We start from the raw sequence: 26,008 nt of genomic DNA on the forward strand, positions 1-26,008 counted from the left end.
CGCCGGATATAAGCCCTGTTGTCATCCAATATTTCAGAGCATCTTGTCACGGCCGCTCGATCATCCGCCGCTGCAACGCGGCCGATCCGCATCGAGCTGCTCTGGACTATTCATGTCGACGAGCGTGCATGTTGGATCGTGCATGGCTCTCGACATAGCGCCTGACGGGCCCCTCCGTTTACCCGGTTCGTGCTCCGCTGCGGCGAGGATGGCGCGAAACCTGCGAGCGCGTCGTTAGCCTCGAACCTTGAACCCGGCTCCCTGACCGCGCGAGCAAGGGTCGAAGAGGACGCACAGATATTTCGCCGTCGGCCTAAACATTGCTGAGATTCTCCCGATCAGGGAGTCGAGCGGGCGGCAGGCGCCCCAACGAGAAGGACGATGCCGGCATCTGGCTGCCGCGTCGGAGGGGGAAGTTCAATGGTTGCGATATTCACGGGCGGTGGCACGGGACTCGAGCGCGGGTCGGGATCCTTGCTGGGCAAGGCGGGCCTGCTCGGCTCCTCATCGCTGGGGAAAACCGGCGAGCAGCTGTTCGTCAATGCCGCGAACGGCAATCTGGTCGTCAGCCAGCGCGACGAGATCCTGATCGGACGTGGCCCCGACGCGATCGTCTCGCGGACCTATAACAGCCAGGCCGCGGAGGGGCTCGACGAGAATAGAGACCGGTGGCGTCAGAGCGGCGATCGCAGGATCGTGCTTGCCGGCACTGAGAACGCGGCCGGAAGCGTCGCTACGCGCGTCTCGGCGGACGGATCGGAGATAAGCTACACGTGGAACGGGACGCGCGGCCTGTACGTCGCCACCTCCGGGGCCGGCGCTCACGACACGCTGTCGTTGTCCAACAAGGTTTGGACATGGGTCGACGGAACCACTCAGGCACGAGAGATCTACCAGAAAGAAGATGTTCAAAGCGCCTACGCTCGCATCACTTCCGAAACCGACCGCTACGGCAACTCTCTTACATTCACCTATTTTCCCGAAAAGGGGGGCAATCTCCAGAAGATAACTACTGCAGACGGCGGCTTTATCCAATATGAATGGTCGGTTGAAAACAAGAACAACCTCAGGTCGATCACCACGGGATACACAGACGTAACGAGCACTCCACCCAAATCGGCGACGCTGACCCGAACCTGGTACCAATATGACAATGGCAATCGTCTGAAGACGGTAACGGTCGATCTCAGTCCGGAAAACAGCAACGTTGCGGACTCCGATGTCTACGTCACGACCTATCACTATCTGAGCGACGGCACCAACCGCATCGAGATGATCGAGCAGAGCGACGGGACTCTCGTCAAGATCGGCTATACCGGAGCTGCGGTGACCAGCATCACCGAGGCCGGCCCGGGTGGCACGACGCGCGTCACGAAGCTCACTTACGGCACGAACTACACCCTTGTCACCGATCCGCTCGAGCAGGTCACCCGGCTCGACTTCGATGGGGTAAGCGCCGACAAATGGCTGAAGCAGATTACGGCTCCCGCGGCCGCTGGCGGTCTGGCGCAGGCGACGACAAAGTTCAGCTACGATGCAGTCACTGGCGACGTTCTGATCATTGAAGACGCTGCCGGCGATGCTGCGACGTTCACTTACGACGGTGCGGGGAACGTCCTGACCGAGACGGACCCCCTCGGCAATATCATTCGGCGTACCTATGGTGCCCGCAACGAGATTCTGACCGAAACGAGGGAATCGCTCGTCGCGCCGGCCGAGAGCTTCGAGGACGGGCTTTCAACCGGATGGCTCCTCAATGGCGCCGCCGCTCCTGTCTCGGGTCCATTCAGTGGTGTGGGCGGCTCGGTCAGCCACTTCGCAGGTCGGTTCGGCTGGACCGGCGACGGTGAAGCGCTGTCGAAGACCTTTGTGCTGAACGGCAGCGGCCGGACGATCATCGATTTCGAATTCCTGAAGTTCGACACCTGGGACGGCGAGGCCTTCCGGGTATACCTCAATGGCGGCGCAGCAATCTCGTTCGTGCCGGGGCAGGACGCGAGCGGAACCTTCTCCATAGCGGGGCTCACCGGCACCTATCGGATCACGTCTTCCGGCCAGGACAGCGATCTCGGCATCGGCCCCAACGCTCCGGACCGCGCTTACCATGTTCAGCTGGCGGTGGCCGGGACGGGCTCGTCTGTCCGGCTCGGCTTCGGGTCGGGACTTGACCAGGTCCCTGAGGACGAATCATGGGGCATCGACAATGTCGCGGTGCGCGAGGCGACGACCACGCGCTACGTGTACGATCCCAGCATGGCCCTGGCGTATCGGGTGTCGGCCGAAGGTCGCGTGACGGCCTACGAGAACAATCAAGGCCTGGTCTCGCAGGAAAGGTCGCTGGGCAACAAGCGCTATCCCATGGCAGGGCTGTCGCCGGGCGCCGCGATTGATTATGCGACGATCCGAAATTGGGAACTTGCGATCACCGACTGGAGCGGGACGTCGCTGATCTCCTACCAGCGCGACGTGCGTGGTGAAGTCGAAATTGCCCGTCACTGGACCAATGTGGCTGTGAATGGATATGGCCGGGATGCCCGAGCCACCGAGTTCGGCTATGATACAGCCGGCAATCTGGTTTATCATAGGGTGGGCAACGCCTTCGCGGAAACCTATCGCTACGATGGCCTCCTGCGTGTCGAATCCAAGAAGGACTCGAACGGGAACGAGACCAAGCTCAGTTACTCTGTCCTGAGCGGCGCCCCTGGTGGAGTGTCGTCCCAGACGGTGGTCCAGCTCGCAAACGGCGCACTCGAAACGTCTTCATTCGATTCACTCGGCCGGTTGATCAATGTCGTGAAGTCGGGTGGCGGAGCAACGAGCACGACCAGCTATCGCTATGATGCGGCGGGTCGGTTGCGGGCGATTATCGACGGCACTGGTCAGCGGAGCAGCATCCTGTACGATGGGGCGGGCCGAAGGGCCGCGGACATCAAGCCGGACGGCTCAGTCACCGAATATCGTTACAGTCTCGACGACAACCTCATCGCGACGATCCGGCATGGCGCGAAGCTGACCAACGCACAGCTCGAGAGCCTGGTCGACGCCGCAGGCAACCCGACGAACGTCTTGGTGGTCATGCCGGGCGCGCACGCAGATGACCGCTACGAGTGGCGCGTTTACGACCAGGCGGGTCGCCTTTCCGGAACGATCGACGGGAAGGGAGCCGTTGTACAATATGTCTATGACGGGGCCGGGAGGCCGATTTCCGAGACCCGGTTCGCCAATTTCCTCCATGCGTCCCTAGTCGAGGGGTATCGCGCGTCCGGAAGTCCTTCGAGCCTGCCTCTCCCGCAGGAGAACACGAACAATGATCGCATCCTCCGCAACTTCTACGATCGCGACGGCCTGCTGATCGCCACGATGGACGGTGACGGCGCCCTGGCGCGCACCGTTTACGACGGCTTCGGTCGGAAGGTGCAGACGATTCGATATTCAGGGCAAATCCTGGATCCGACGGCACGGCGGACCGGGAGTCTGGCGAGCCTGGAAGCGATCGCGAGCGGAGGTGATCAGTCCAGGACGATTCTCCACGACTACGTCTACAACAGCGGCGGGGACCTGACGGCCGAGGTGGATGGGGAAGGCACTATAACCCGTTACACTTACTCGCTGACGGGCCAGCTGCTGACCAAGACCGTCGGCGAGAAGGTTTTGCGGACCGTGCCCGCCTCTTCAATTCCCGCGCCGATCAATGCGGGAGACCTCGTCTCGACGACCGGCGGGGCAACGGCGGAGACGACGACCTACGACTATGATGTCTACGGGAAGATGCGGTCAGAGCGTCGCGATCGGGCGCAGGGCACCTATGAGTGGAGCATCTACACCTATGACAAGCTCGGGCGGCTCGAAACGACGGATCGGCATGACGTTCCCTCACCGGACAATCGCTACAATCGTTTCACGAAACAGAGGTATGACGGGCTCGGGCGGCTGATTGGAGAAGTCGGAAGCGAGGGCTCCGCGTTGCTCGCTCCGCTCCCTGCCAATGCGCCGGCCAGTGAGATCGACCGTATCTACAAGACTTACGGCCGCACCTACAGCTACGATGCAGCGGGCCGGCTGATCTCGAAGACGGAGCCCAACGGCAAGGACGCGGGTGGCAATCGTACCGTCTATTATTACGGGATCGACGGGGAGCTTGCCATCGAGGTGAATGCCGCAGGTGACGTCATCGAATACCGCCGCAATGCGGTTGGCGAGCTCACCGACACGATACGGTATGAATATCGCCTTCCCAACGGCAATCTGCCTGGTCTCACGGGCGGTGTTGCAGCCGAAGGCGCAGCTATCCGGGCGCTTGTCGCCGGACTTCACCACGGGGTGCAGATCACCAACAATGCCAACACGTCCGTGGTCAGCAAGGGCGCTGGGCGGTTCCAGATCACGAAAGCGCCAGGTGTCGCTTATGGTCCGAATGCGAGCGCCGTGTCGACGGAGCCATTCGAAGGTAACTTCGCCTTCTCCGTAACAAACATTTCGCCGTCGTCAAACTATCATGTTGCAATATCTGGAGCAGCGAAGGCCGCAGATACGGCTGCTATAGATTACAGCTTTCAGATTTATAATGGAACAGCCTACTATTACGAGGCTGGCGTCCAGGTCGCTACCAAAGCGATCAACGGTAAAATGTGGATGTGGAGAACGGGAACGACGCTCCATTACGGCACAGGTCCGGACTGGCAGTCTGCCTCCTCTCTATCTGGTATTTTCCGGACCATCTACAACGTAGCCGGTCCAATGCACTTCGATACATTGCTATTTGAAGTCAACAGTTCGATGGAAGTGCAGTTCTTTGATCCGCAGAAGCCCGGGCTGGCCAACCATGCCAACGCATTGATCACGGACCTCGGCGACGGCACATTCACCATTGCCAAGCAGGGCAGCACGAGCAACGCGTGGGATGCTAGCGCAACGTCGAACCAGCCGATCACCGGAGACTTCCGGATCTCCGCTCGCTATCTGCCTTACTCGCCCAACCTCGTCATCGGCGTCGGCACGAATGTCTTCGCCGATACCAGCTGGCAATCTGTCCAGTACGGGCTACAGCTCACCTGGGAAAAGAAGGTTCATGCCCTCGACAATGGCGTGGTCAAAGCGACCCGAGATCTCGAGGGTCCGGATTTTACCAACATTGTGTGGATGTGGCGGGAAGGCTCGACGCTGCGATATGGCGTAGGGGACAATTTCGAGATTGCGTCGACCTCCGGGCTCCTCCACACGGTCGAGGGTGTCACCGGTGACGTTCACTTCGATTCCAGTCTTTACACGTCCACCAGTGCTGTCGAGGTCAAGATCGAATATCCGGAGCTCATGTCGCATGCCAGCGTCGAGCATGTCGATTATGACGCCGCGGGGTTCGTCAGGGCAACCAAGGACGCGCTCAACAACAGCACCAGCTATACGTACAATGCCTTCGGGCAGGTCGCTTCCATCACGCGCCCGCTTCCGTTGGCACAATCCGAGAAGACGATCTTCGAATATGACCGCCGCGGGAATCACAGCAAGACGGTCAAGGATTCAGGCGGGCTTAATCTTGCGAGCGTGACCTCGTACGATGCGTTCGGACGCGCGTGGCAGACGCAGGATGCCCACGGATATCTGCGCAACACGGGCTACGATCGCGCCGGCCGCGTGATCAGCGTCAAGGACGCCGCTCAGAAGGATGCTGCCCAGAACGAGCAGACTTACGAATATGACAGCCGCGGCTACCTGAGATTCTCCACTGACAGGAATGGCAAGCGCACCTCCTATGTCTATGGTGCGCTCGGTCGAACCCTGACGATCACGACGCCCGAGAATGTTGTCACCACCATTACCAAGAACATGTTTGACGAGACAGTCTCGATTGTCGATGCATCGAACAAGGGCGTTTCCTATGCTTACGATCGTGACGGAAATGTCACTAAGGCCTTCGACGCAGTCAGCAACACGATCGAAAGCGAGTTCGATCTTGCCGGGCGTGTCAAGAAGACGACTGATGCGAATAAAGTTGTTACGACGTACGAATATGACGCCGCCAACCGCGTCCTGAAGACGATCGTCGATCCCGCAGGGCTCAATCTCATCACCACATACCGATATGACGGCAAGGGTCAGAAGATCGAGGTCGTGGGCGCGGACGGCAACGTCACGGCGATCGAATATGATCTCGCGGGCAACGTGTTGCGGCACATCGCAGGCCCGGGGGCAGGTAAGCCGAACGCCACCACCGCTTACGCCTACGACGCCAGCGGGCGTCAGGTCGCGGTCACCGAGGGGTGGGGCACAGCTGCGGCGAAGACCACCGCTTATGTCTACGACAAGGCCGACCGGCTGATTGCGACCCGGGTTGATCCCTATGGGCTCAATCTCAAGACCGAGTTCGGCTATGACAGCCGAGGCAACGTGCTGTGGCGGAAGGATGCCGCTGGGGACACCACTTACTATCAATATGATTCGGATAACCGGCAGGTCCTGGCGGCCGATCGTGAGGGACGGGTCACGGAGACCTTCTACGACAAGGAGGGCCGGATCGTCGGCACGCTGCGTTATGCCGCGCGGGCTACGATCGATGCCGTCAACAAGACTTTCGCCCAACCCGCGAAGAACGCGGATGCCGACCAATTCACCAATCATGTTTTCGATGGTGACGGTCGCTTGCGGTTCACGATTGATCCGCTTCGGGGGCTCACCGAATATCGCTACGACGCACACGGCAATCTCGAGCTGACGGTTCGCTATGGAGGCCCGGTGGACCGGCCCATTCCTCCTTCGACGCTCTACGACGTCGCCGGAGCCCAGGCGCAGATCGCAAAATATTCACTTGGCGCACGGCCCGATCTGCGCGGCTACGGCGTCTTGCATGACGTTGCCGATCGTCCCTGGGTTTCGGTGAACGAGGAAGGCTACGTCACTGCCTACGCCTACGACGGCAACGGCAATGTCGTGAAGCAGACGCGCTTCGACGACCGCTGGAGCGGCGAGTTTACCGCGGCGGGCTTGTCGGCTTGGATGAGCGGGAAGACCGGACGGGTCGATCGCAGCTTCTATGACGCGGCCGGGCGCGTGCAATATTCGGTCGATGCCGAGAACTTCGTCACGGCTTTCACCTATGACGGCGCCGGACGGGTCAAATCCGAGACGCGCTACGCCGAGCAGTTCAACGACATCGTTGACGGAACGACCGCCGCATCCGTCGCTTCGCTGCTAGCCGGTGCGAATGCTGCCAAGGCCGCGGTCACGCGCTACGGCTACGATTCCGCCGGCCGTCTGACGGATATCACCGACCCGCTGTCGGTGGTGACCCATCACGAGCTTGACGCGCTCGGCCAGGCCATCAAGACCTATTACGCCTACGGAACAACGGCCGAGAGCATCACTGCTCGAACGTTCAAGGCAGGGCGTCTTGCAAGCGAGATCCAGGCTTTCGGCGCTACCTACCCGAGCGAAACAGTTCCCTCAGGCACTCCCTATCAGAGCGAGACCGTCTACACGTACGATGGGGTCGGCCGGGTGCTGACCATCAAGACCGGTGCAAAGCAGACCGCCTATGAATATGACGCACTCGGGCACGTGAAGCGTGAGCGCAACCAGATCGATGCGTCGACCTGGGCCGAGACCGAGACGACCTATGACAGCTTCGGCAATGCCGTGAAGGTCAAGGATCCGCGCGGAAATGTCAGCTACGCTTATTATGATGCGCTGAACCGCGTCCGGTTGCAGGTCGACGCCGGCGGTCACGACCAGACCGGCGGCTATGCGACGGAGACGACCTATACGCTCGGCGGCGCGATCGCCAGCGTGACCCGGCGCGCAAAGGCCGTGTCCGGTACTTACAGCGAGAATAGCCGACCGACCGTCAACCGGGATTCTGAACGGGATGCGACGACCTGGTTCGTCCGGGACAAGCTCGACCGGATCACCGATGTGATCGACGCCGAAAACAAGATCGAAAGCTACGTGCTCAACGCCTTCGGCCATCGGAAGACCGTCACGAGCAAGAGCGGCGGCGTCACGACCTATGTCTACGACAAGCTTGGCCGTGCCACCAGGGAGACGGTGGAGATCAAGTCGGAGCTCACGCCGGGCGTCACGACCACGATCGTCAATACCTTCTCTTATGATGCCCGCGGCAACATGCTCCAGAAGGTGGAGGCGTCCAATCTCGCGGAGAAGCGCACGACGACCTACGAGTATGACAAGCTAAACCGTGTCAAGAAAATGTACGGCGATACTGTCGGCTATATCCTTCAGCCAGGCCAGACTGAGAATACCGATGATCAGCCTACGGAGCAGTACCGCTACGATCAGCTGGGTAACCTTATCGAGAAAATAGACGCCCTGAACGCTAGTACACGCTATTATTACGACAAAATGGGCCGGGTCGTCGAGGAGATCGATGCACTCCGGAATGTTGTTTCCCGGCAATACGACGTCAACGGCAACCTCGTTTCCGAAAGGCAACATGCGCTTCGGGCGTCATCGCCGACGGACACGAAACCGGGTCTGCCCGCGAAGAGCGTCGATGACAGGGTTAAATTCTTCTCGTATGATGGCTTGAATCGTCTGCTCAGCACCACGCAAGTGGGGGTTCTGGCCGGCTCCTGGACCAGCGGGGGCTATCAGAACGGGGTGGCAAACCTCACCACCAGCTTCGAATATGATGCCGCCGGCAACGTCATCCGGCAGACGGATCCGAACGGCAATGTGATCCGGAACTATTACGACAAGCTTGGTAACCGCCTCGAGCAGATCGACCAAGAAGGCTATATGACCTCCTGGCGATACGATGCCGAGGGAAATGTGACCACCGACTGGCGATGGGCCACGCGCGTCGAGGTCTATGCTGACGGGAGTCATACCTCGCCGACCAGCATCGACAACCGCGTCACCCAATTCACATATGACCGGAACGGACGCCGTCTCAGTGAGCAGCGCTGGCTCGACGGAACCAAGGCGCAGGCGAGCGCCGATTCGATCATCCGATATACGTACAATGCACTTGGCCAGGTCCTCACCAAAAGGGAAGCTACCGGGGACCAGACTTCTTACACCTATGACAATGCCGGGCGCCTGGAGAAGGAACAGCGGGCGAAATTCCGCGACCAGACCAACAACGAGGTCACCCCCACCACGACCTACAAATATGACGGTCTGAACAATCTCCTCCGCACTACGGAGGGTATGAGCGCGGAGCGCGTTACCACTTATGTTTACGGTGCGGGTGGTCGGCTCGCGTCGATGACCAATGCCGCCGGCGACACGTTCAGCTACGCTTATGACCGAGCCGGCAACGTTTTGCGCGAATCCTATGTGCGCCGTCGGGTACAGAGCATCTCGGCTCAGGGTGCGATCACCTATACCGACATTAGCGAAGCATTGCTCTATGTCCGGGACGCGCTCGGCCGCGTGACGGGCCAAGGCAACGCCACTCTGGTCAACGGAGCGTGGCAGGCGGGCATTCGCCAGAACATTCGGTACAACACTTTCGGTGACGTGACCGGCCGCGGCAGCTCCGCATGGGCCTCTGCTCCGGCCTATCAGGAGCAGTTCGTCTACGACGTCGGGAGCCGGCTCACGGCCTCCAATTCCGGCGATGGCGTCTGGCGCTATTTCGTCTCGGACAAGGCGGGCAATCAGACCCTGGTCGTCGAAGACGAGGGGAGCGATCTCGCCGGCAAGACGCTGGAACAGGTCATCGCGCTTTCCAAGGGAAATGGCGCTGCTCCAGGCTATGTCTATGTCGACCGCATCAATACCACGGCCATAGGCGTCGACAAACGCGGGCAAGCCATTGCACAGTCCGCGATGAAGCGGCAGTTGAACGCGGCAACGGTCGTCGATGTCTCGACGACGAAGGGCTACAATGCCTTCGGCGAGGTCGCCTGGGAAAAGAATGCAGAAGGAGCGCAGACCAGCTACACCTACAACACGATGGGCCGGGTGCGCTCGATCGTCCGGCCGACGGTCTCGGTAACTTTTGAGAACGGCACCAGGCAGAATGTCGCGCCGACCGAATCCTTCCGCTACGATCTTTCTGGGCGCCTGACCGGTACGACGGACGCAAACGGCAACCGCACCACGCGAGAGCTTCTCGCCGGCACCGGCTATGGCGGCAGCGAGGCCCTGGTCACGGCGGAACTCCACGCCGATAATGGCGTGGCACGGACCTATTATGACCAGTTCGGCGATGCGCGCCTGTTCCGCAGCGAGCTATACGCCGCGAACCTGGACAATTTTGCCGCATCAGACGAATCGCGCAGCTACGACAAGATGGGGCGGCTGACGACTCAGGTCGAGCGTGGCGGGCTCACCCATAGCTACCTGTACGACCTTCTCGGCCAGCGCATCCTGCACACCAACACGGTCCTGGGTGCGGCCAACGCCGAAATCACCGACTATGATCTGCAGGGGCGGGTGACGCGGCAGGTGGCGTTCGGCGGCGACACGACGACGACGAGCTATGCCTGGGATGCGACGCTGCAGACTGCAGACGTGACCGTGGGCGGTTGGACGACGACGACGACCCTCGCTAACTCTCTTACTTCCATTGAGAAGGAGGATGTGTTCGGCCATGCCCTCTACAAGAAGGATCTTGGCGGGCGCATCTCGGAGATGACCTACGACAAGGCCGGGCGCCTGGTCGAGCGCACCGGCGCCGGGGCTATGACCTGGACCTGGCTGAACTCGGGGCTGGTCGACACGATCACGGCAACGTCGGGGGCATCCGACACGAAGAACTGGAGCAGCAAGACCACCAGCCACGGCTATGACGTGCTGGGTAATCTCGTAGCTCAGTACACCGTCGATACGGTGGAAGAATATTACCAGTATTCCTGGGATGAGGGCGGATCCTCTTATTATCATGACACTGACCGAGTCTCGAGTGTCGTGCAGAATGCGACGGCCGATTACGACACGGCCGGCCGTCTGCTCTGGTGGAGCGAGGCCGGCACGGGAACTGCGCCGGCGGCGCGCACCGATTATGAATATGATGCCAACGGCAACATCCGCCGGACGCGGGCGGCCCACCGTTTTCTGAATGCTCAGGGGGGCGACGCCGGCGCAGCGCCGACGAAGGACCTTTGGTACAAATATGACGTGCTGAATCGGGTGACGCTGTCCGCAGGCCGCCTTGAAGGGGGCAGCATCGTTGGAGGTGAGGCGAACACCTACAACGCCGCGGGTCAGCGCATGACGACGACCCGTTTCGTGGCAGCATCGGAAGACTATGGCGATCCCAACGATGGGGGCTACAGCGTTCCTTACGAGGCGATTCAGAGGGAAAGCTACAGCTACACGACGGCGGGGCAGCTCGACCTTGTCTATGTCGTACAGGGTGGTTCGACGACTGCGCCGGATGGAACGCTGATCGGCGCAGAGCCCTCGGGGACGGGCACGAAGCGCGCAGATTACGATTATGACGGCATGGGGCGGGTTACCCGGCAGATCGACTATGACGCTGGCGGCACGGTCGTTCAGTATCAGCGCGACGTCACCTACAACGGCAAGGGCCAGATCACCGGGGAGACCACCAACACCCGGCGCGGCGCTGACATCTTCCGCAGCACCATCGTCAACAATTATGGAACCGGCACCTCTTACGCGCTCGGTGCGGTGGTCTGGTCGACGTCGCGGAACGACAAGTTCGTCAAGGGCACGACGTTGGCAACGGGCAGCGCGAACCCGCTCGACACGCGTACCGACAACACGATTGGGTGGTACGACGGGGCGGTGACCACGCAGGTCCGCTATGACGAAGATGCCGGCACTTACACGTACAGCGCATCTTCTGGGACATATACAGAAGATGGCGATCACGATGGTAACACCATCTTCAGGACGACCTATAGCTACAATGATGCCGGGCAGCTGCAGTCCGCGCAGGTGAATGACGGCCGCCCGAGGACGGTCACCTACACCAACGACATGACCGGGCAGGTGATCCGTCGCGATGAGGCGGACAACAAGATACCGACCCAGTCCCAGCCTTACCTCAACGGCGATCCGCATGAAGCGTGGTACCGGTTCGGCGGCAAGCAGATGGGCTATGTCGGCAACAACGGCACGCTCGACACCGACTACCAGAGCTCGGTTTCGAACCGCACGGCGACGGCCGGCACCGGCGCGTTCCGCAACGGCGGCGCCTATGGCGGGACGCATGCCGACTTCGACCTGAGCACGAGCGCGCTGACCAGCTACAGCCAGGGCGGCTCGGGCGGGAGCTATACCGTGCAGGGCGGCGAGACGCTGACCTCGATCGCGGCACAGCTCTGGGGCGATGCCTCGCTCTGGTACAAGCTTGCCGAGGCGAACGGCCTGTCGGCGTCGAACGCGCTGATGGAAGGGCAGCGGCTCACCATCCCAGCCGGGGTGATGAAGAACACGCACAATGCGTCGACGTTCAAGCCCTACGATCCGGCCGAGGCGATGGGCGAGACCAGCCCGACCACGCCCAAGCCGCAGACGCAGAAGAGCAACAAGTGCGGCGTGTTCGGGCAACTGGTGCTGGCGGTCGTGGCGGTCGCGGTGACGTTCGCGACGGCAGGGACGTTCGCGGCCGCGATGGGGCCGGTACTGGGCGGGATCGCGACCGGCGCTACCGCCTCGATCGTGAGCCAGGCGGTGGGCGTCGCAACGGGTATCCAGGATGGCTTCAACTGGAAGGGCGTCGCGATGTCGGCGATCGCCGGAGGGGTAAGCGCAGGACTGGACAAGCTGTCGGGCGTCAAGGGATTGGGCTTCCTCGATGGTGGGTCCATCGGCGCCGATGTGGCCCGAGGTGCCATCGCGAATGGAGTGGGCCAGGGCCTTGGCGTTGCTCTTCAGTTGCAGAGCAAGTTCAGTTGGGCTGGCGTGGCAGCTGCCGGTATCAGCGCGGGCGTGAGCGGTGCTGCGGGCCGGTCGCTTCCGGGCGCTGCCAAGTCATTTCGGCAGGCCAGTTTCGGGAACCAGACCGCATCGGGCTTCGCCGGAGCGATCTCTGGTGCGGCGACCCGATCCGTCCTGACGGGCACGAGCTTTGGCGATAACATCATTGCAGTACTGCCGGATGTGATCGCATCGACGATCGGGAATGCCGCGGTGCGTGGCCTCAAGGACATCGTCGACTACCAAAGCCAACGCGGCCCTGAATATGCGTCCACCCAAGGCCTTATAGATCGGACCACGGTGTCGTCGGAGCCCGAGATTGTCGTAACGGGTCATGTGCCGAATGTATGGGATAAGCTGCAATCTTACGCCAACACCGCCCTTGAATACATCGATAAGGCAGCGGATTATGTTTATTACAATTTAGAATCAAGCATTCGTGCGCGGGCAGAGAGCAGCAACCTAGGGCTCGTTGCGCGCGGCTTAGGCATCGTAGCCGAGCGCGCGGGTTTTCATTCGACTTCCGTGGCGTTCAACAAGGCCGCTGACTTTTATTCCGGTCAGTATTCGGGTGCGGCAATCTCGATTCTGGATCGAGTGAGCGCGATCGGACGCGCTGTGCTGCATCCGGTCACCGCCCTGGAGGGCGTGGCGAGAACCACCGACGCCTTGATAATGTCCAATCCTAGTGACTTCGCGAATGCAGCGAGAGCTGGCATCGGTCGCGCACGAGCGGTGTTGGCGAGCGGCGATGCTCGGGCGATTGGCGAGCTTAGCGGTCGGACTGGGGTTGCGGTTGCCGATATCTTTATTGGGTCAAAGGGGCTTGGCGCTCTCCGTGGCGTTGAGGCTGTCGGCGATCTTGCAGGTGCGGGGCGTGCCACTCGCGTTGTCGGCAGTGCCGCAGAGACTGTGCCCACTATAGCCGGACCAACTGGCAAAGCTTACAGTGTGGCGTTCGAAACGAAGCTGGACGCAAGCGTGTGGGGCAAAAGCGATAGCGTTCACTTCAACAGGGCGAATGCTGCACTTGATGACGCGCTACGTTCGGACCCGGTTTGGGCTGCGCAAATGGAGGAAATGATCCCCGGCGTGCAGGGCTCTGTCGCCAAGGCCGGGGGTCGCGCGACCCCGGAAGGTTGGGTTTGGCACCATGATGTTGAACCGGGTACGATGCAGCTTTCGCCCACCAATCAGCATTGGGACCCCAAATTCTGGAATACCTTCCACCCCGATAACAAAGGGGGGTATGCGATATGGGCTCGGCCCGCTGGTGCGCCGCCAAGGAAATAGGATCGAGATGTGAGGAATCTTGCGGAGTTAAACCTCAATGATCGGGGAAAGGTTGTGGAACGGGCGCCTCCCTCGCCCGAGGTTACCTCGGCCTTTGAACGCGAGTTCAAAGTGTCACTCCCCTCCGAGTATCTCGGGCTTTTGATGTACTCGAATGGCGGGCATCCGGAGCTCGATTCCATCGCACCAATGGGTCGCACCGACATTGCCAAGCGGTCGGTCGATCACTTTTTTTACCTAAATGAAGACCGCGAAGGGCCAGCGAGCCTATGGGCGGCCACAAAGGCATGGCGGTCAATCCTGAGCGAAAAACAGATACCTATCGCGGCCGATGGGGGCGGAAATGCCTTTGTCCTCGATATGGCTGCCACGCCTCCCAGGGTCCTCGCCTGCATACATGATGAAGGCTTTGCGCTTGTTGAAATGGCGCCTTCCTTCGGCGAGTTTATAGATCACCTCGAAATCGATCCGGATATGATCTGATCATGCAAGCTAATCCTCGGTATGCGGGCAAGCCCCTTCTTCGACTTCTTGAATGCTATGTGCTGTGGGCGATAGATGAGCTGCCAGAAAAGGAGGCTTCCTCCCTCGTGAGCATGACCCCGAAGCTTCAAAATCTATATAAATCTGACGGGCAGTGGCAGGATATTATCGCTGGTACTGTCGATATGGATGCTGAAATGCCGGAGCGGTTGAAGGTCCTTTGGGCGCGAAACGTGGAGATCGCCCAACAGAATGGCGCGGCGCTTACGCCGCAGCAGTTTGCAGAGATGGTGGTCGACGACAATTTTGCCGGCTGAGGGTGATTTTAGCGAAAGCAAGATAAAAGGAATGGCTCCCTGGGCGGGGTAAGCCATTATCTGCACATCTTTTTTAGCCGCCACTGGTGGAGAGACTCCCGTGACGTGACCCCCAACTTTCATCCAATCGGGACTGAAGACTGGCTATAGCGATTGGCGAAGGCAGCAAAGGCGGCCGCCGAGCCGAGGACCGGCGTAGCCAGCCTCTCGACATAGCCCTTCTGCATCGGCTTGCCAGGCTTGCTGTAGTGCCAGTCGATCTTCGCCTCGCCAACCAGCCCAGCACCGTTGGGGTAAGCGCGGCGCCTTTGTCCGGATGGGGCATGGAAATGTCAGGGATGCCGCCATTTGAGGGAAGGCTGATCGCTGCTGGGAGCGTGAAGGTGGCTAATCCCCAAATAACCTCAATCGGTTGATTGTCGAATCACCCCGACCGGTCTAGGCGGTGATGAGGGGCAACGTGGGCAACTTCGGTTGCGGCGCGCGCTCCGGGGCAGGGGCAATTTACGGGTGGGTGATGGGTCCTGATCGGGCTCTCGGCTTTTTGAATCAGATGCTCTGGAGCAGCCTGTGGGTGGCTGGTCCGGTGCTCGTCGCGATTCTGCTGGTCGGGTTGGTGATCAGCGTCTTTCAGGTGACGACGCAGATCCAGGAAATGACCTTGAGCTACGTGCCCAAGATGATCGTCGCCGGCTTCCTGCTGATCGCGATCGGACCGTGGATGATGGGGCGGGTGACTCAGTTCGCGACCACTCTGTATCTGCTGATCCCGACCCTGGCGCGCTGAGGCGCGGCGATGGAGCAGCTTGCCGCACAGGGGATCGCCGCCTTGCTGGTCAGCCTGCGGATCGTGCCGACCTTCGCATTCGCGCCGCCATTCACCTTCGTTCGGGTGCCCGGCCTCGTGCGCCTGCTGCTCAGCGTATCGCTGGCCGCCTGGCTGGTTGCGGGCCATCCCGGCCAAGCCGCCCGGCTCGATGTGTCGGCGGGCGGGCTGCTCGTGCTTGCGGCCGCCGAGCTCCTGACGGGCCTAGCCTTGTCGCTGTCGCTGATGCTCGCCTTCGCGGCGCTGCAGACCGCGGGCCGTGCGGTCGATATCCAGGCCGGGTTCGGGCTCGCCACTCTGGTTGATCCCACGACCCGCGCGCAGATGCCGCTGGTCGGAACCTTGTTTGCCTATGCCGCGGGTGTGATCTTCTTTGCGACCGGGGGGCCGGCCGATCTGCTTGCCCTTTGGTCCGCCTCGCTCGACCAGTTGCCGCTCGGCGGTGCCTTTCGCGGCGATGTCGGGGCATTGACCGGCTATCTGTCGGCGGTGTTCGTGCTCGCATTCGGCACGGTCGGGCTGATCATGCTGGTGCTGTTCCTGATCGATCTCGCCGTCGCCTTCATGTCGCGGACGATGCCGCAGATGAACGTTCTCCTGTTCGGTTTCCAGGTGAAGACGCTGGTGACCCTGCTGCTGCTGCCGATCACGGTCGCGCTTGCGACCTCGCTGCTGCTCCGCATGCTCCGCCTCGCCCTCGATACGGCGCTGATCTGACGCGATGGCCGAGGGACAGGAACAGAATCGCAACGAGGAGGCGACCCCGTTCAAGCTGCAGCAGGCGCGCGAAAGAGGCAATGTCGCGCGCGGCACCGATATCGGCTTCTTCGGGGCGGTCGTCGGGCTGATCGGGTTCGTCCTGGTCGTCGGCGACGAGATGGTGGAGCAGCTCGCGGGGATGATGCGTGCCGTGCTCGGCGCGGGGATGGCGGGCGCGTCCGATCCGCAGCGCGCGGTATCCCTGGTGGGGGCGCAGGTCTGGGGCGTTTTTCATCCGCTGATCCTGTTCGGCGGGACATTGCTGGCCGTGGTTGTTTTCTTCGAGCTGCTGCAGCTGCGCGGCTTCATCTTCAGCGCGACGCCGCTCAAGCCGGACTTCACCCGCATCAATCCGGCCAAGGGGCTGAAGCGCCTGTTCTCGGCGCGGATCCTCAAGGAGGCGCTCAAGAACATCCTGAAGTTCACGGCCTACACGATCGTGGTGGTGCTGCTCGTCCGTTCGATCATGGAAGCTCCCGGACTTGCTGGCGCCGACGCGCGCGGCCTTGCCGAGGCACTCGGCTCCGGCACGACGAGGATGGTCGTCTACTTTGCGCTCGTGGCCCTGCTGTTTGCCGCGATGGACCAGATCATGGCGCGACGCGAGTTCAACAAGCAGATGCGGATGAGCCGCCGGGAGGTCACCCGGGAGGCCAAGGACCGCGAAGGCGACCCGCGCATCAAGCGCAGGCGCAAGCAGCTTCACGCGGAGTTCGCGCGCCAGGGCAAGGACATGGGCAAACTGCCGGGTTCCGACCTGCTGGTGGTCAATCCTGAGCATTTTGCCGTGGCCTTGGCCTATGATGCCAAGACGATGACTGCGCCGAGCGTCCGCACCAAGGCCCGCAACCTCTATGCGCTGGCGATGAAACGCGAGGCAGCGCGGCTCAACATCCCGATCATCGAGGATCCGCCGCTTGCGCGGGCGCTTTATGCCGATGTCGAGGCGGGGCGGGAGATCGGAAGCGATCATTACCGCGCCGTCGCCGATCTCTATCTGAACCTTCGCCGCACGCAGGCAGCACGTTCCAAGCCGGAAGATGGACCCAATGTTCAACAGAAATAAGGATCTCGCCCTCGTTCTCGGCGTGGTGCTGATCCTTGTCATCCTGTTCGCGCCGATCCCGCCGGTCCTTCTCGACCTGGCGATCGTGATCAATTTCGGGCTCGGGCTGACGATCCTCCTGCTGACCTTCTACGTCCAGAAGCCCGTTGAATTCTCGACCTTCCCGTCGCTGCTGCTGGTGGCGACGCTCTACCGCCTGTCGCTGAACGTTGCCGCGACCCGGCTGATCCTCACCGGCGCCGATGCCGGCGAGGTGATCGGATCGATCGGCACCTTCGCGGTCCAGGGCAATTTCGTGATCGGCCTGGTCGTCTTCTTCATCCTGGTGGTCGTGCAATATGTGGTGGTCACGGCGGGCGCCCAGCGTGTGTCGGAGGTCGCCGCACGTTTCACGCTGGATTCGATGCCGGGCCAGCAGATGAGCATCGATGCAGACCTCAACATGGGCCTCATCGATCAGAAGGAGGCGGGGCGCCGGCGCGAGGGGCTGGAGAAGGAAGCGTCCTTCTACGGGGCCATGGATGGCGCCAGCAAGTTCGTGAAGGGCGACGCCATCGCCGGAATCATCATCCTGCTGATCGACATCATCGCCGGTTGGATCGTCGGCATGGTGCAGATGGGCATGGCATGGGACGAGGCGCTGGAGCGCTTCACCCTGCTGACGATCGGTGACGGAATCGCCACCCAGCTGCCGGCGCTGATCATCTCGATCGCGACCGGCATCATCGTCACCCGCTCGTCCTCGGACCGGGACCTCAGCACCGAGATCTTCAAGCAACTCGCATCGGTGCCGCGGGTGCCGCTGATCGTCGCCGCGGTGCTGAGCTGCCTGCTGCTGCTGCCCGGCATGCCCAAATGGCCGATCATCCTGATCGTCGCGCTGGCCGTGCTGGCTTTCGTCCGAGTGAGGCGCGCCGCTGCAGCCACCGCCCGCGAGGAAGCGGAGGAGGAACTGGCCTCGCCGGAGGCCAGCCTGGCGGCAGTGCCCGCGCTCGAGATCCGGCTCGGTGCCGAGCTCGGCGCCGCCTGGAAGACCGAGCAGCCGTTGCTGATGGAGCGGTTGGCCGGCCTCCGCCGCGCGCACGAAGAGGAATATGGAGTCGGGTTCCCCGCGGTGCGCATGATCGACGGCGCCGGGCTCGGCAGCTTCGAATATGAGATCAGGCTGTTCGGCGCGCGCTTCGCCGCCGGGGAGCTTCATCCCGGACGCCTGCTCGCGATCGGCACGACGGATGGCGCAGCGATCGAGGGCATTGCGACCAAGGACCCTGCGTTCGGGCTCCCCGCCTTGTGGATCGACCCCGAACTTGCGGCGGAGGCGAAGTCGGCCCGCCTCAGGGTCATCGATCCTGTGACTGTGCTGATCACCCATTTCGGCGAGATCGTCCAATCGGAGATGGCGACCTTGCTGACCCGCTCGGTGGTGGTTCGGATGATCGAGCCGGTGCGGGAGCGGCAGCCGGGGCTCGTCGAGGAGCTGATCCCCAATCTGCTGAGCGTCTCCGACGTCCAGCGGGTGCTCCAGGCGCTGCTCGCCGAAGGCGTGTCGGTCGCCAATATCGACCTGATCCTCGAGCATCTTGCCGATCTCGCGCGTAATCAGAAGGATTCGGCGGAGCTCACCGAGGCGATCCGCCAGCGGCTGAGCTATTCGATCTGCCATCAGCTTCGCGGCCGGCATGACGATCTCGCCGTGCTGAGCCTCGATCCTCGCGTCGAGAACCAGATCACGAGCAATCTGGTGCAGGGCGGGGCGACGCAGTCGCCGATGCTGATCGAACCACGCCTTGCCGAGCAGCTGATCCGGCGGATCTCCGCGCTTGCCGAGGACATGCACAGCCAGGGACGGACCCCGGTGCTGCTCTGCGGCGCGGAAGTGCGTCGTCACCTCAAGGCGTTCACCCGCCGCAGCATTCCGAGGCTTTCGGTGCTTTCAGTGAGCGAAATTCCGATGCGCATCAATCTGAGCTCGTTCGATGTCGTCCGGCTCGAAGCTTGAATTGCGATGGCGCGACCCTGTACCGGGAGCGTGGGCGATGTGGGTTGCAAGGGGGAGAATGACATGAACCAAGAGGGCCTGAACCCCGCCAGCCGGCTGGACCGGCTTCTTCCCCTGCTGGAGGCCGATCCCAGCAACCTCGCCTTGCTTGCGGATGCGGCAGCGACGGCGCTCGAGGAGCGGCGCCCGGAGACTGCCGCCGAGCTGCTCGATCGCTACCGCAGCCGCGCCCCGCTGCCGCCGAAGGAGCGGAACCTGGCGGGACTTGCGGCGCTCCAGATGCACGATTTCGAGGCGGCGGCGCGCCACTTCGCCGTGCTCGCCGAGCAGGGGGAGCGCGATCCCGGCCTGCTCTTCAACCTGGCCTGGTCGCGCGCGATGCTCAAGGAGTTCGATGGTGCGTTGATGCTGCTCGACGAAAGCGTGACGGTTGCGCTGCCGCAGGCCGCGATGCTGCAGATCCAGCTGCTGCACGAGTCCGGCAATGTCGACCTGGCGATGGAGCATGCCCGGGCGGCCCTTGAGCGCCACCCGGAATATCCGCCCTTGCTTGCGGCCGTCTCGGTGCTTGCGATCGATGCCGAGGACGTGGTTCTGGCAGAGGCATGCGCCCGTGGTGCCGGAGCGCACCCCGACGCGCTCGCGACCCTCGGCACCCTCACTCTCGGTGAGGAGCGTCCGGCGGAGGCGATGACCCTGTTCGAGCAGGCGCTCGCGCAGAACCGCCAGGTCCCGCGCGCCTGGGTCGGTCTCGGCCTCGCCAAGCTCCTCTCCGGCAGGGGGGACGAGGCGGCGGACGACATCGATCGGGGCGCCGAGATGTTCGGCGACCATATCGGCTCGTGGATCGCTTCAGGCTGGGCCTATTTCGTGCGCCAGGATCTCGTGACGAGCCGGGAGCGGTTCGAACGCGCGCTGGCGATCGACGAGACTTTCGCCGAGAGCCACGGCTCGCTCGCGGTGCTCGACGTCCTCGATGGGAGGCTCGACGATGCCCGTCGGCGGAGCGACACGGCGCTGAGGCTGGATCGGCAATGCTATTCGGCGGCGCTTGCACGCACCTTGCTTCTCGCCGGCGGGGGCAATCCGGAAGCCGCGCAGCGAATCTTCGAAAATGCCTTGCGCCAGCCGCTCAACGACAAGGGTGACACGATCGGTCAGGCTTTGGCGAAACTCGGCCTCGGGCGCTGAGGCGTCCGAAGGCCAGGCGGTTGAACGGGGCCAGTCCGGTTCTTCGCTCGGATTGAACGAGCAGCTCGCGGTCCGCTGCGTCGGGCGGCGGAGGCGCGCCGGCGCGCCTCGGCAGCCGGAGAGGCTCAGATCCCGACCTGGCCGGCGGCGCGCTCGAGCAGGTCGCGTCCTTCGGGTGTCTCTCCGATGATCCGGAAAACGTCATCGCAGACGGCCTGGAAGGCGGGATCGCTTGCCAGGCCGTCCCCGAACTGTTCGGCGAGCAAGGCGCGGACGAGGGTCTTGCGAAGCTCCTCGCGCGGCATGCCTTCGGCCGCGCGAAGTGTCTGCAGCCTCGCCATCGGCGAGGGGGTCGCGGAAAGGCCCGGAGCAGCGGCCGGAGACCGGTTCTGGTTCAGGCCCCGCAGCCGCTCGCGCAGCACGAGAAGGATCTGGTCGGTGGTGTTGATCCGGGTCATCGGCGCGCTCGCCTAGCGCCCGCTGCGCCCGGAAAACTGATCGAGCAGGAAGCTCGTCGCCGATGCGTCTCCATTTTCGGGCGTCGGGCTCTCGGCGGCGGAGATCTGGTTCACCTGGGAGAGGATGAGCTCCATGTCTCGGTTGAGCGGCGGATTCTCGCTGTTCGCTGCGATTCCTTCGCGCAGGTGCCGCTCGGCCTCCTCGAACTCGTCGCGGATCAGGCGGGTCAGCCCGGCGACGAAGTGGCGGAGATAATGGTCGTCAGGAAGGAGCGCCAACGGCCCCCAGGTCGACAAGGCGGCGGCGGCCTCGCCCGATGTGAGCTGGAAGAAGCCCAGCTGGAAGCGGGCGATCGCGAACTCCGGTGCGAGCTCGACCGCCTGGCGAAGGGCGGCGAGCGCCTCGATCGAGCGGCCGATGCCAGCGAGGATCGATCCGCGCAGGAAGTGCAGCCGGGGATCCTCCGGATAGTCGGCGATCAGCCGGTCGACGGCCTGGATGTCGGAGCCGGAACCGTCCTGAAGCGCCTGGGTGAGCGCTTCCATCTGCGAGTCGGGGCAAAGCATGCTGTTTCTCTTTCCTACTTTAGAGCGCCTGACCGCGCCCGCAGTCTGTCGATCGCCGAGCGATGGATTTGCGAGACGCGGCTCCTGCTCAGCCCGAGCATCTGGGCGATGTGCGTGAAGCTTAGCCCGGTATCATAATGCTGGCGAATGATAAGCCGCTCGCGGTCCGGCAGGCGATCGACCTCGCGGACGAGCCTGGCCTGCATCTCCCGCCATGCAGCGCCCTCATAAGGCGTCGGACGCGGGTCCGCGCCGCTTGCCGGCGCCATCAGCCCGGTGCCTTCCAGCATCAGCCCAAGGGCGAGGCCGATGGCAAGATCCGACAGCGCGGCGAGCGGATCGGCGGGCTGGAGCGAGGCGAGCTGCGACGCGGTGAGCGATCGCGCCCGTTCGCGCTCGAGCCGCCCGCGTTGCGTCATCTGCGCATCGACCTCGGTCATCCGCCCGACCCCGTCGGCGATCGCCCCGACGATCCGGCGGCGGGCATAAGCGGTGAACGGGACCCCGGTCAGCGGGTCGAACCGGTCGATCGCCTCGAGCAGGCCTTCGAAGGCGAATTGCTCGAAGTCGCTCCGGTCGACGCGCTTCGACGCACGGCGGCGGTAGCGGCTGCCGGCGATGCCGCGCGCGAACGCTGCATAGCGGTCGAACAATTCGGTCCTGCACTCGAACTGCGCCTCCAGCCTGAGCCGCCGCCACAAGGAGGCTTCCACGCGTGCGGGCCGGAGCACGAGCTCGAGCCCTGACGGGCCTCGCGCGCGGCTCATCCGAAGCTTCCGAGGACACCTTCGATCACCAGCCGCCATCCGTCGATCAGCACGAACATGAGCAGTTTGACGGGAAGCGAGATCGTGCTCGGCGGCACCATCATCATGCCCAGCGACAGCAGGATGCTGGAGACGACGAGATCGATCAGCAGGAACGGCAGGAGTACGACGAAGCCGATGGTGAAGGAGACGCGCAGCTCGTTGAGCATGAAGGCCGGTGCGAGCTTGAGGATCGATACCTCTTCGGGCCGGGACGGGAGCGGCGTGTCGGAGATCGCGTAGATCGACTCGATGTCCGAATCCCGGGTCTGCGACAGCATGAAGTCGCGGAATGGTCCGCTCCCGGCCTCCATCGCCTGCTCGACGCCGATCTGCCCGGCAAGGACCGGCTTCACGGCACGCTCGTTCACCTGTTCGAACGTCGGCGCCATGCTGAAGGCGGTGAGGAAGAGCGCAAGGCTGAGGATGACCGCGTTTGGCGGGGTCTCCGGCATTCCGAACGCATGCCGGATCATCGCGAGCACGACGACGATGCGGATGAAGCTGGTCATGCCGATCAGGATCGCAGGGATCAGCGAGAGCGACGTCAGGACCAGTACCGTCCGCGATATGTCCGACGTCAGCATGATCGGCGAGCCCGGCGCGGCGGCGAGGACGGGCGCTCCGCCGAGCAGGCAGGCGGCCGCGAGCGAGAGGACGGCGATGCGGCGGCGCGTCATGCCGGCTGCTCCGTGCCGGCGGGCGGCAATTCGGTTTCGCGCAGGATCCGGGACTGTCCCGCCGTGACCAGCAGCAGATATTCGCGGCCCTGGTTGCGGACCAGGCAGATGTCGCCGTGCTGGCTCAGCCGGCGGGTCTCCACCACCTGGATTTCCGGCTGACGCAGGGCCAGGCGCCAGGACGGCAGGCGAATCGGGCCACCGCCGCCGCGCCTTTGCCGGAGCACAAAGATCGCCGCCGCGGCGACCCCCACCGAGACGAGGAAGCCAGCGACGATTCGGCCGAGGGAAATGTCCAGCGCCTCGCCGCGGCCGAGGCCGTTGGCCAAAGCGGGGCCGGCGCACAGCAGGAGCGCGGCGAGACCCGCCGTAGGGCCGGCCTTGTGCACGCCGAGGGGGCGCGCATGACAGGTCATTCCGCGATCTCGATCAGGCGTACGCCGAGCTTGTCGTCGACCGCCACCAGTTCGCCGGTGGCAACGACGACATTGTTGAGGCGAAGCTCAACGGGGCGGGCGAGGCCTCCGTCGAGCGGGACCACCGCATCCCGCCGAAGCGCCATCAGCTCGGCGACCGTCATGCGGACGTCGCCGACGAAGGCCTCCAGCCTCACGCCGAGGTGATCGACGAGCTTGGGATTGATCCGCGTGCTGGCGGAGGCGTCGGTCTCGGTCCGCGTTGCGGACGGATCTTTTTCGGGCACTGGTGGACTCTTATGCTGGAGAATTGAGAATCTTGAGGCCGAGGCCGGTCTCGCCTTGCTCAAGCCGGCACCGACCCGACGTCGGCACGCCGTCAAGGGCGATCGGCAACGGCGCCGCAGAGGGCGTGTCGAGCAGGACGATGTCGCCGATCGCGAGATCGGCAAGGTCGCCGAGCGTCATCTCGGACGGGCCGAGAAATGCCGAAAGGCTCACCTCCTGGCTGGCGAGCGCCCCCCCGATCGAACCCAGCGCTGGTGCGGGAAGAGTGCTTGCAGCCGCAGCCTTGATGGCACCGACCAGCAGGTCCGTCGCGACGACGAGGACGATCGCTGCGGCGCCGTCGGTCTGGCGAAGCTCGATCTGGGAGAGGTGGCGGAAGCGCGGGCCCACGGGTTCGCCGCGGCGCCATGCGCCGGTCGCGGGGAGGCCGAACAGGCCGGAGAGGCCGCGGCAGAGATCCTCGACCGCGCGATCGACGAGTACGGCTGCCACCTTGCGATCCGACGGGGAGAGGTCCGGCGCCGTGAGTGGCCGGTCGAGCATCAGCCCGGCAATCGCGATGCGGCTTTCCTGCGACAGGATCATGGCCAGCCCCTCCTCGCGGAAGCGAGTGTCCGCATCGTCCGGCGCAGCGGAAGCCTTGCTCTCCAGTTGCCCGAAGCCGCCATCTGCATCGAAGCTGCCGCGTGAGAACCATCTTGCGCACCAGCCAGCGAGCGTGTCGCCAAGCCGCGGCAGCAAGAGCGCACCCGTCATTGCCTGCGGGGGCAACCAGCCTGTCCAGCTCGAGATGACCATCGCGTTCATCGGTCCGTGCCTCAGCCCTGGCCCCGGATGCCGAACAGCTGCTGGATCATGTCGTTGGACGCGCTGACGATCTGCGACGAGGCCTGGAATCCGCGCTGGATGAGGATCAGCTCGCCGAACTCCTTGGCAAGATCGACGTTCGACGCCTCGAGCCGTCGCGAGACGACACGGCCGACCCGCTCGTCATCGCTGGCGAGGAGGGTGGGCTGGTCGGCGCCGTTGTTGACGAACAGGCCGCCGCTACGCTGCTCGAGCTTCTGAGGCTCGCGGAACTGGGCGATCGCCACGGCCGCCAGCGACTTCTTGTCGCCGTTGGAATAGCCGAGCTCGATCTGTCCCTTGTCGTTGACGGTGACCGTGGCCAGCGTGCCGGCACCGCGTCCGTCGACGGACGCCGCGCGCAGCGATTGCACCGTTCCCGCCGAGAAGGAGGTGACGCTGCCGCTGAAATCAAGCGCGACGGAAAGGTCGTCCTTCGCGAAGGTCAGGCTCGACGTGGTCGGGTCGACGGTGCCGCCGACACTGAACTTGAGCACCTGCGTTCCGATCACCGTGCCCTTGGCGTCGGTGATCGTGACGTCCCACTCGCGGGGGCCCCGCGCGGATTTTTCGTCGAACTGGACCTTCCAGACATGTTGGCCGCCGCCGGCATCGTAGACCTTGACGTCGTTGATCGTGAAGCTCGTATCGGTCGCTCCGGACGTCTCGCCGGTATAGGAAAGATTGCCGTCGAATTTGACCTTCGTGGTCTTCGTCGGGGGACTGGTCCGCGCATTGTCGATCGACAGGCTGACCGGGCGCCCCTCGGTATCGAGCATCGCCAGCCGATAGTCGGTGCCGGCAAGCACGATATGCCCGTCGCGATTGGCCTCGAAGCTTCCGGTCCGCGTATAGAGGATGCGGTCGCCATCCACCAGCATCATGAACCCGTTGCCGTCGACGGCGAGGTCGAGGTCGCGCTCGGTCTGCCGCAACTCGCCCTGGCGCATGTCGACCCTGGGATCGCCGACGCTGACGCCGTTGCCGCCATTCCCGCCGGCGTTCGAGCCGTCCTGCGGGTTCAGCGCATAGAGATCGGTGAAGGAGACCGTCGAGCCCTTGAATCCCGACGAGTTCATGTTGGCGACATTGTTGCTGACCTGCTGGAGTCCGCGCGAATAGGCGGTCATGCCGCTCAGGCCCACATAGATCGATCCGAACATC

At 63.1% G+C, this 26,008-nt stretch carries 16 protein-coding genes; 8 read left to right on the plus strand and 8 right to left on the minus strand.

Features of this window, described 5'->3' with window-relative positions:
- Window positions 1–420: 420 nt before the first annotated feature.
- From C7I55_RS08125 to C7I55_RS08160, 8 genes are all read left to right on the plus strand, one after another.
- Window positions 421–14,142 carry an HNH endonuclease gene (locus C7I55_RS08125; protein ID WP_158266337.1) on the plus strand — a complete coding sequence of 4,574 codons (13,722 nt, stop codon included), beginning with the start codon at window positions 421–423 and terminating at the stop codon, window positions 14,140–14,142.
- 9 nt (window positions 14,143–14,151) lie between these two features.
- Window positions 14,152–14,625, plus strand: coding sequence for an SMI1/KNR4 family protein (locus C7I55_RS08130; RefSeq protein ID WP_106512357.1), 474 nt, complete (start codon window positions 14,152–14,154; stop codon window positions 14,623–14,625).
- 2 nt (window positions 14,626–14,627) lie between these two features.
- Entirely contained in the window at window positions 14,628–14,942 is a 315-nt protein-coding gene (locus tag C7I55_RS28080) for a hypothetical protein (RefSeq protein ID WP_106512358.1), read from the plus strand.
- 460 nt (window positions 14,943–15,402) lie between these two features.
- On the plus strand, window positions 15,403–15,729 hold the full coding sequence (locus tag C7I55_RS08140) for a flagellar biosynthetic protein FliQ (protein ID WP_233222103.1): 327 nt from the start codon (window positions 15,403–15,405) through the stop codon (window positions 15,727–15,729).
- Between the two features lie 9 nt (window positions 15,730–15,738).
- Window positions 15,739–16,485 carry a flagellar biosynthetic protein FliR gene (locus C7I55_RS08145; protein ID WP_106512360.1) on the plus strand — a complete coding sequence of 249 codons (747 nt, stop codon included), beginning with the start codon at window positions 15,739–15,741 and terminating at the stop codon, window positions 16,483–16,485.
- A gap of 4 nt (window positions 16,486–16,489) precedes the next feature.
- Complete coding sequence (locus C7I55_RS08150) at window positions 16,490–17,593, plus strand: EscU/YscU/HrcU family type III secretion system export apparatus switch protein (RefSeq protein ID WP_106512361.1); 1,104 nt, start codon at window positions 16,490–16,492, stop codon at window positions 17,591–17,593.
- Window positions 17,577–19,592 (plus strand): flagellar biosynthesis protein FlhA, encoded by a 2,016-nt coding sequence (locus C7I55_RS08155; protein ID WP_233222104.1) that lies wholly within the window; start codon window positions 17,577–17,579, stop codon window positions 19,590–19,592. Before C7I55_RS08150 ends, C7I55_RS08155 begins: the two co-directional genes overlap by 17 nt.
- A gap of 63 nt (window positions 19,593–19,655) precedes the next feature.
- The gene (locus C7I55_RS08160) at window positions 19,656–20,783 is read left to right on the plus strand and encodes a tetratricopeptide repeat protein (protein WP_158266338.1); all 1,128 of its coding nucleotides are present in this window, start codon (window positions 19,656–19,658) and stop codon (window positions 20,781–20,783) included.
- A gap of 125 nt (window positions 20,784–20,908) precedes the next feature.
- Here C7I55_RS08160 and C7I55_RS08165 read toward each other — a convergent pair whose 3' ends face one another.
- The 8 genes from C7I55_RS08165 to C7I55_RS08200 are packed head-to-tail and all read right to left on the minus strand — an operon-like array spanning window position 20,909 to window position 26,007.
- The gene (locus tag C7I55_RS08165) at window positions 20,909–21,241 is read right to left on the minus strand and encodes a hypothetical protein (protein WP_106512364.1); all 333 of its coding nucleotides are present in this window, start codon (window positions 21,239–21,241) and stop codon (window positions 20,909–20,911) included.
- A 12-nt stretch (window positions 21,242–21,253) separates the two neighbouring features.
- Window positions 21,254–21,808, minus strand: coding sequence for a tetratricopeptide repeat protein (locus C7I55_RS08170; RefSeq protein WP_146150964.1), 555 nt, complete (start codon window positions 21,806–21,808; stop codon window positions 21,254–21,256).
- Between the two features lie 14 nt (window positions 21,809–21,822).
- Entirely contained in the window at window positions 21,823–22,575 is a 753-nt protein-coding gene (locus tag C7I55_RS08175) for a sigma-70 family RNA polymerase sigma factor (protein WP_158266339.1), read from the minus strand.
- Window positions 22,572–23,294 carry a flagellar type III secretion system pore protein FliP gene (gene fliP / locus C7I55_RS08180; protein ID WP_106512367.1) on the minus strand — a complete coding sequence of 241 codons (723 nt, stop codon included), beginning with the start codon at window positions 23,292–23,294 and terminating at the stop codon, window positions 22,572–22,574. Before fliP ends, C7I55_RS08175 begins: the two co-directional genes overlap by 4 nt.
- Window positions 23,291–23,710, minus strand: a complete 420-nt coding sequence (locus C7I55_RS08185; protein ID WP_106512368.1) for a flagellar biosynthetic protein FliO — start codon at window positions 23,708–23,710, stop codon at window positions 23,291–23,293. The genes fliP and C7I55_RS08185 overlap by 4 nt, the downstream gene beginning before the upstream one ends.
- Window positions 23,707–23,997: a FliM/FliN family flagellar motor switch protein gene (locus C7I55_RS08190; RefSeq protein WP_199192759.1), complete on the minus strand. Its 291-nt coding sequence runs from the start codon at window positions 23,995–23,997 to the stop codon at window positions 23,707–23,709. The genes C7I55_RS08185 and C7I55_RS08190 overlap by 4 nt, the downstream gene beginning before the upstream one ends.
- 10 nt (window positions 23,998–24,007) lie before the next feature.
- On the minus strand, window positions 24,008–24,805 hold the full coding sequence (locus C7I55_RS08195) for a FliM/FliN family flagellar motor C-terminal domain-containing protein (RefSeq protein ID WP_106512369.1): 798 nt from the start codon (window positions 24,803–24,805) through the stop codon (window positions 24,008–24,010).
- Window positions 24,806–24,816: 11 nt separating this feature from the next.
- Window positions 24,817–26,007, minus strand: a complete 1,191-nt coding sequence (locus C7I55_RS08200) for a flagellar hook-basal body complex protein (RefSeq protein ID WP_106512370.1) — start codon at window positions 26,005–26,007, stop codon at window positions 24,817–24,819.
- Between the last annotated feature and the right edge of the window lies 1 nt (window position 26,008).

The organism is Allosphingosinicella deserti (assembly GCF_003012735.1).
In the GTDB taxonomy this organism is placed as follows: domain Bacteria; phylum Pseudomonadota; class Alphaproteobacteria; order Sphingomonadales; family Sphingomonadaceae; genus Allosphingosinicella; species Allosphingosinicella deserti.

What these genes read in the sequence shown, in the direction of transcription:
- fliP (WP_106512367.1), bottom strand. Translation starts at nt 23,294, where the DNA reads ATGACGCGCCGCCGCATCGCCGTCCTCTCGCTCGCGGCCGCCTGCCTG.
- C7I55_RS08155 (WP_233222104.1), top strand. Translation starts at nt 17,577, where the DNA reads ATGTTCAACAGAAATAAGGATCTCGCCCTCGTTCTCGGCGTGGTGCTG.
- C7I55_RS28080 (WP_106512358.1), top strand. Translation starts at nt 14,628, where the DNA reads ATGCAAGCTAATCCTCGGTATGCGGGCAAGCCCCTTCTTCGACTTCTT.
- C7I55_RS08170 (WP_146150964.1), bottom strand. Translation starts at nt 21,808, where the DNA reads ATGCTTTGCCCCGACTCGCAGATGGAAGCGCTCACCCAGGCGCTTCAG.
- C7I55_RS08165 (WP_106512364.1), bottom strand. Translation starts at nt 21,241, where the DNA reads ATGACCCGGATCAACACCACCGACCAGATCCTTCTCGTGCTGCGCGAG.
- C7I55_RS08150 (WP_106512361.1), top strand. Translation starts at nt 16,490, where the DNA reads ATGGCCGAGGGACAGGAACAGAATCGCAACGAGGAGGCGACCCCGTTC.
- C7I55_RS08175 (WP_158266339.1), bottom strand. Translation starts at nt 22,575, where the DNA reads ATGAGCCGCGCGCGAGGCCCGTCAGGGCTCGAGCTCGTGCTCCGGCCC.
- C7I55_RS08195 (WP_106512369.1), bottom strand. Translation starts at nt 24,805, where the DNA reads ATGAACGCGATGGTCATCTCGAGCTGGACAGGCTGGTTGCCCCCGCAG.
- C7I55_RS08145 (WP_106512360.1), top strand. Translation starts at nt 15,739, where the DNA reads ATGGAGCAGCTTGCCGCACAGGGGATCGCCGCCTTGCTGGTCAGCCTG.
- C7I55_RS08125 (WP_158266337.1), top strand. Translation starts at nt 421, where the DNA reads ATGGTTGCGATATTCACGGGCGGTGGCACGGGACTCGAGCGCGGGTCG.
- C7I55_RS08200 (WP_106512370.1), bottom strand. Translation starts at nt 26,007, where the DNA reads ATGTTCGGATCGATCTATGTGGGCCTGAGCGGCATGACCGCCTATTCG.
- C7I55_RS08160 (WP_158266338.1), top strand. Translation starts at nt 19,656, where the DNA reads ATGAACCAAGAGGGCCTGAACCCCGCCAGCCGGCTGGACCGGCTTCTT.
- C7I55_RS08185 (WP_106512368.1), bottom strand. Translation starts at nt 23,710, where the DNA reads ATGACCTGTCATGCGCGCCCCCTCGGCGTGCACAAGGCCGGCCCTACG.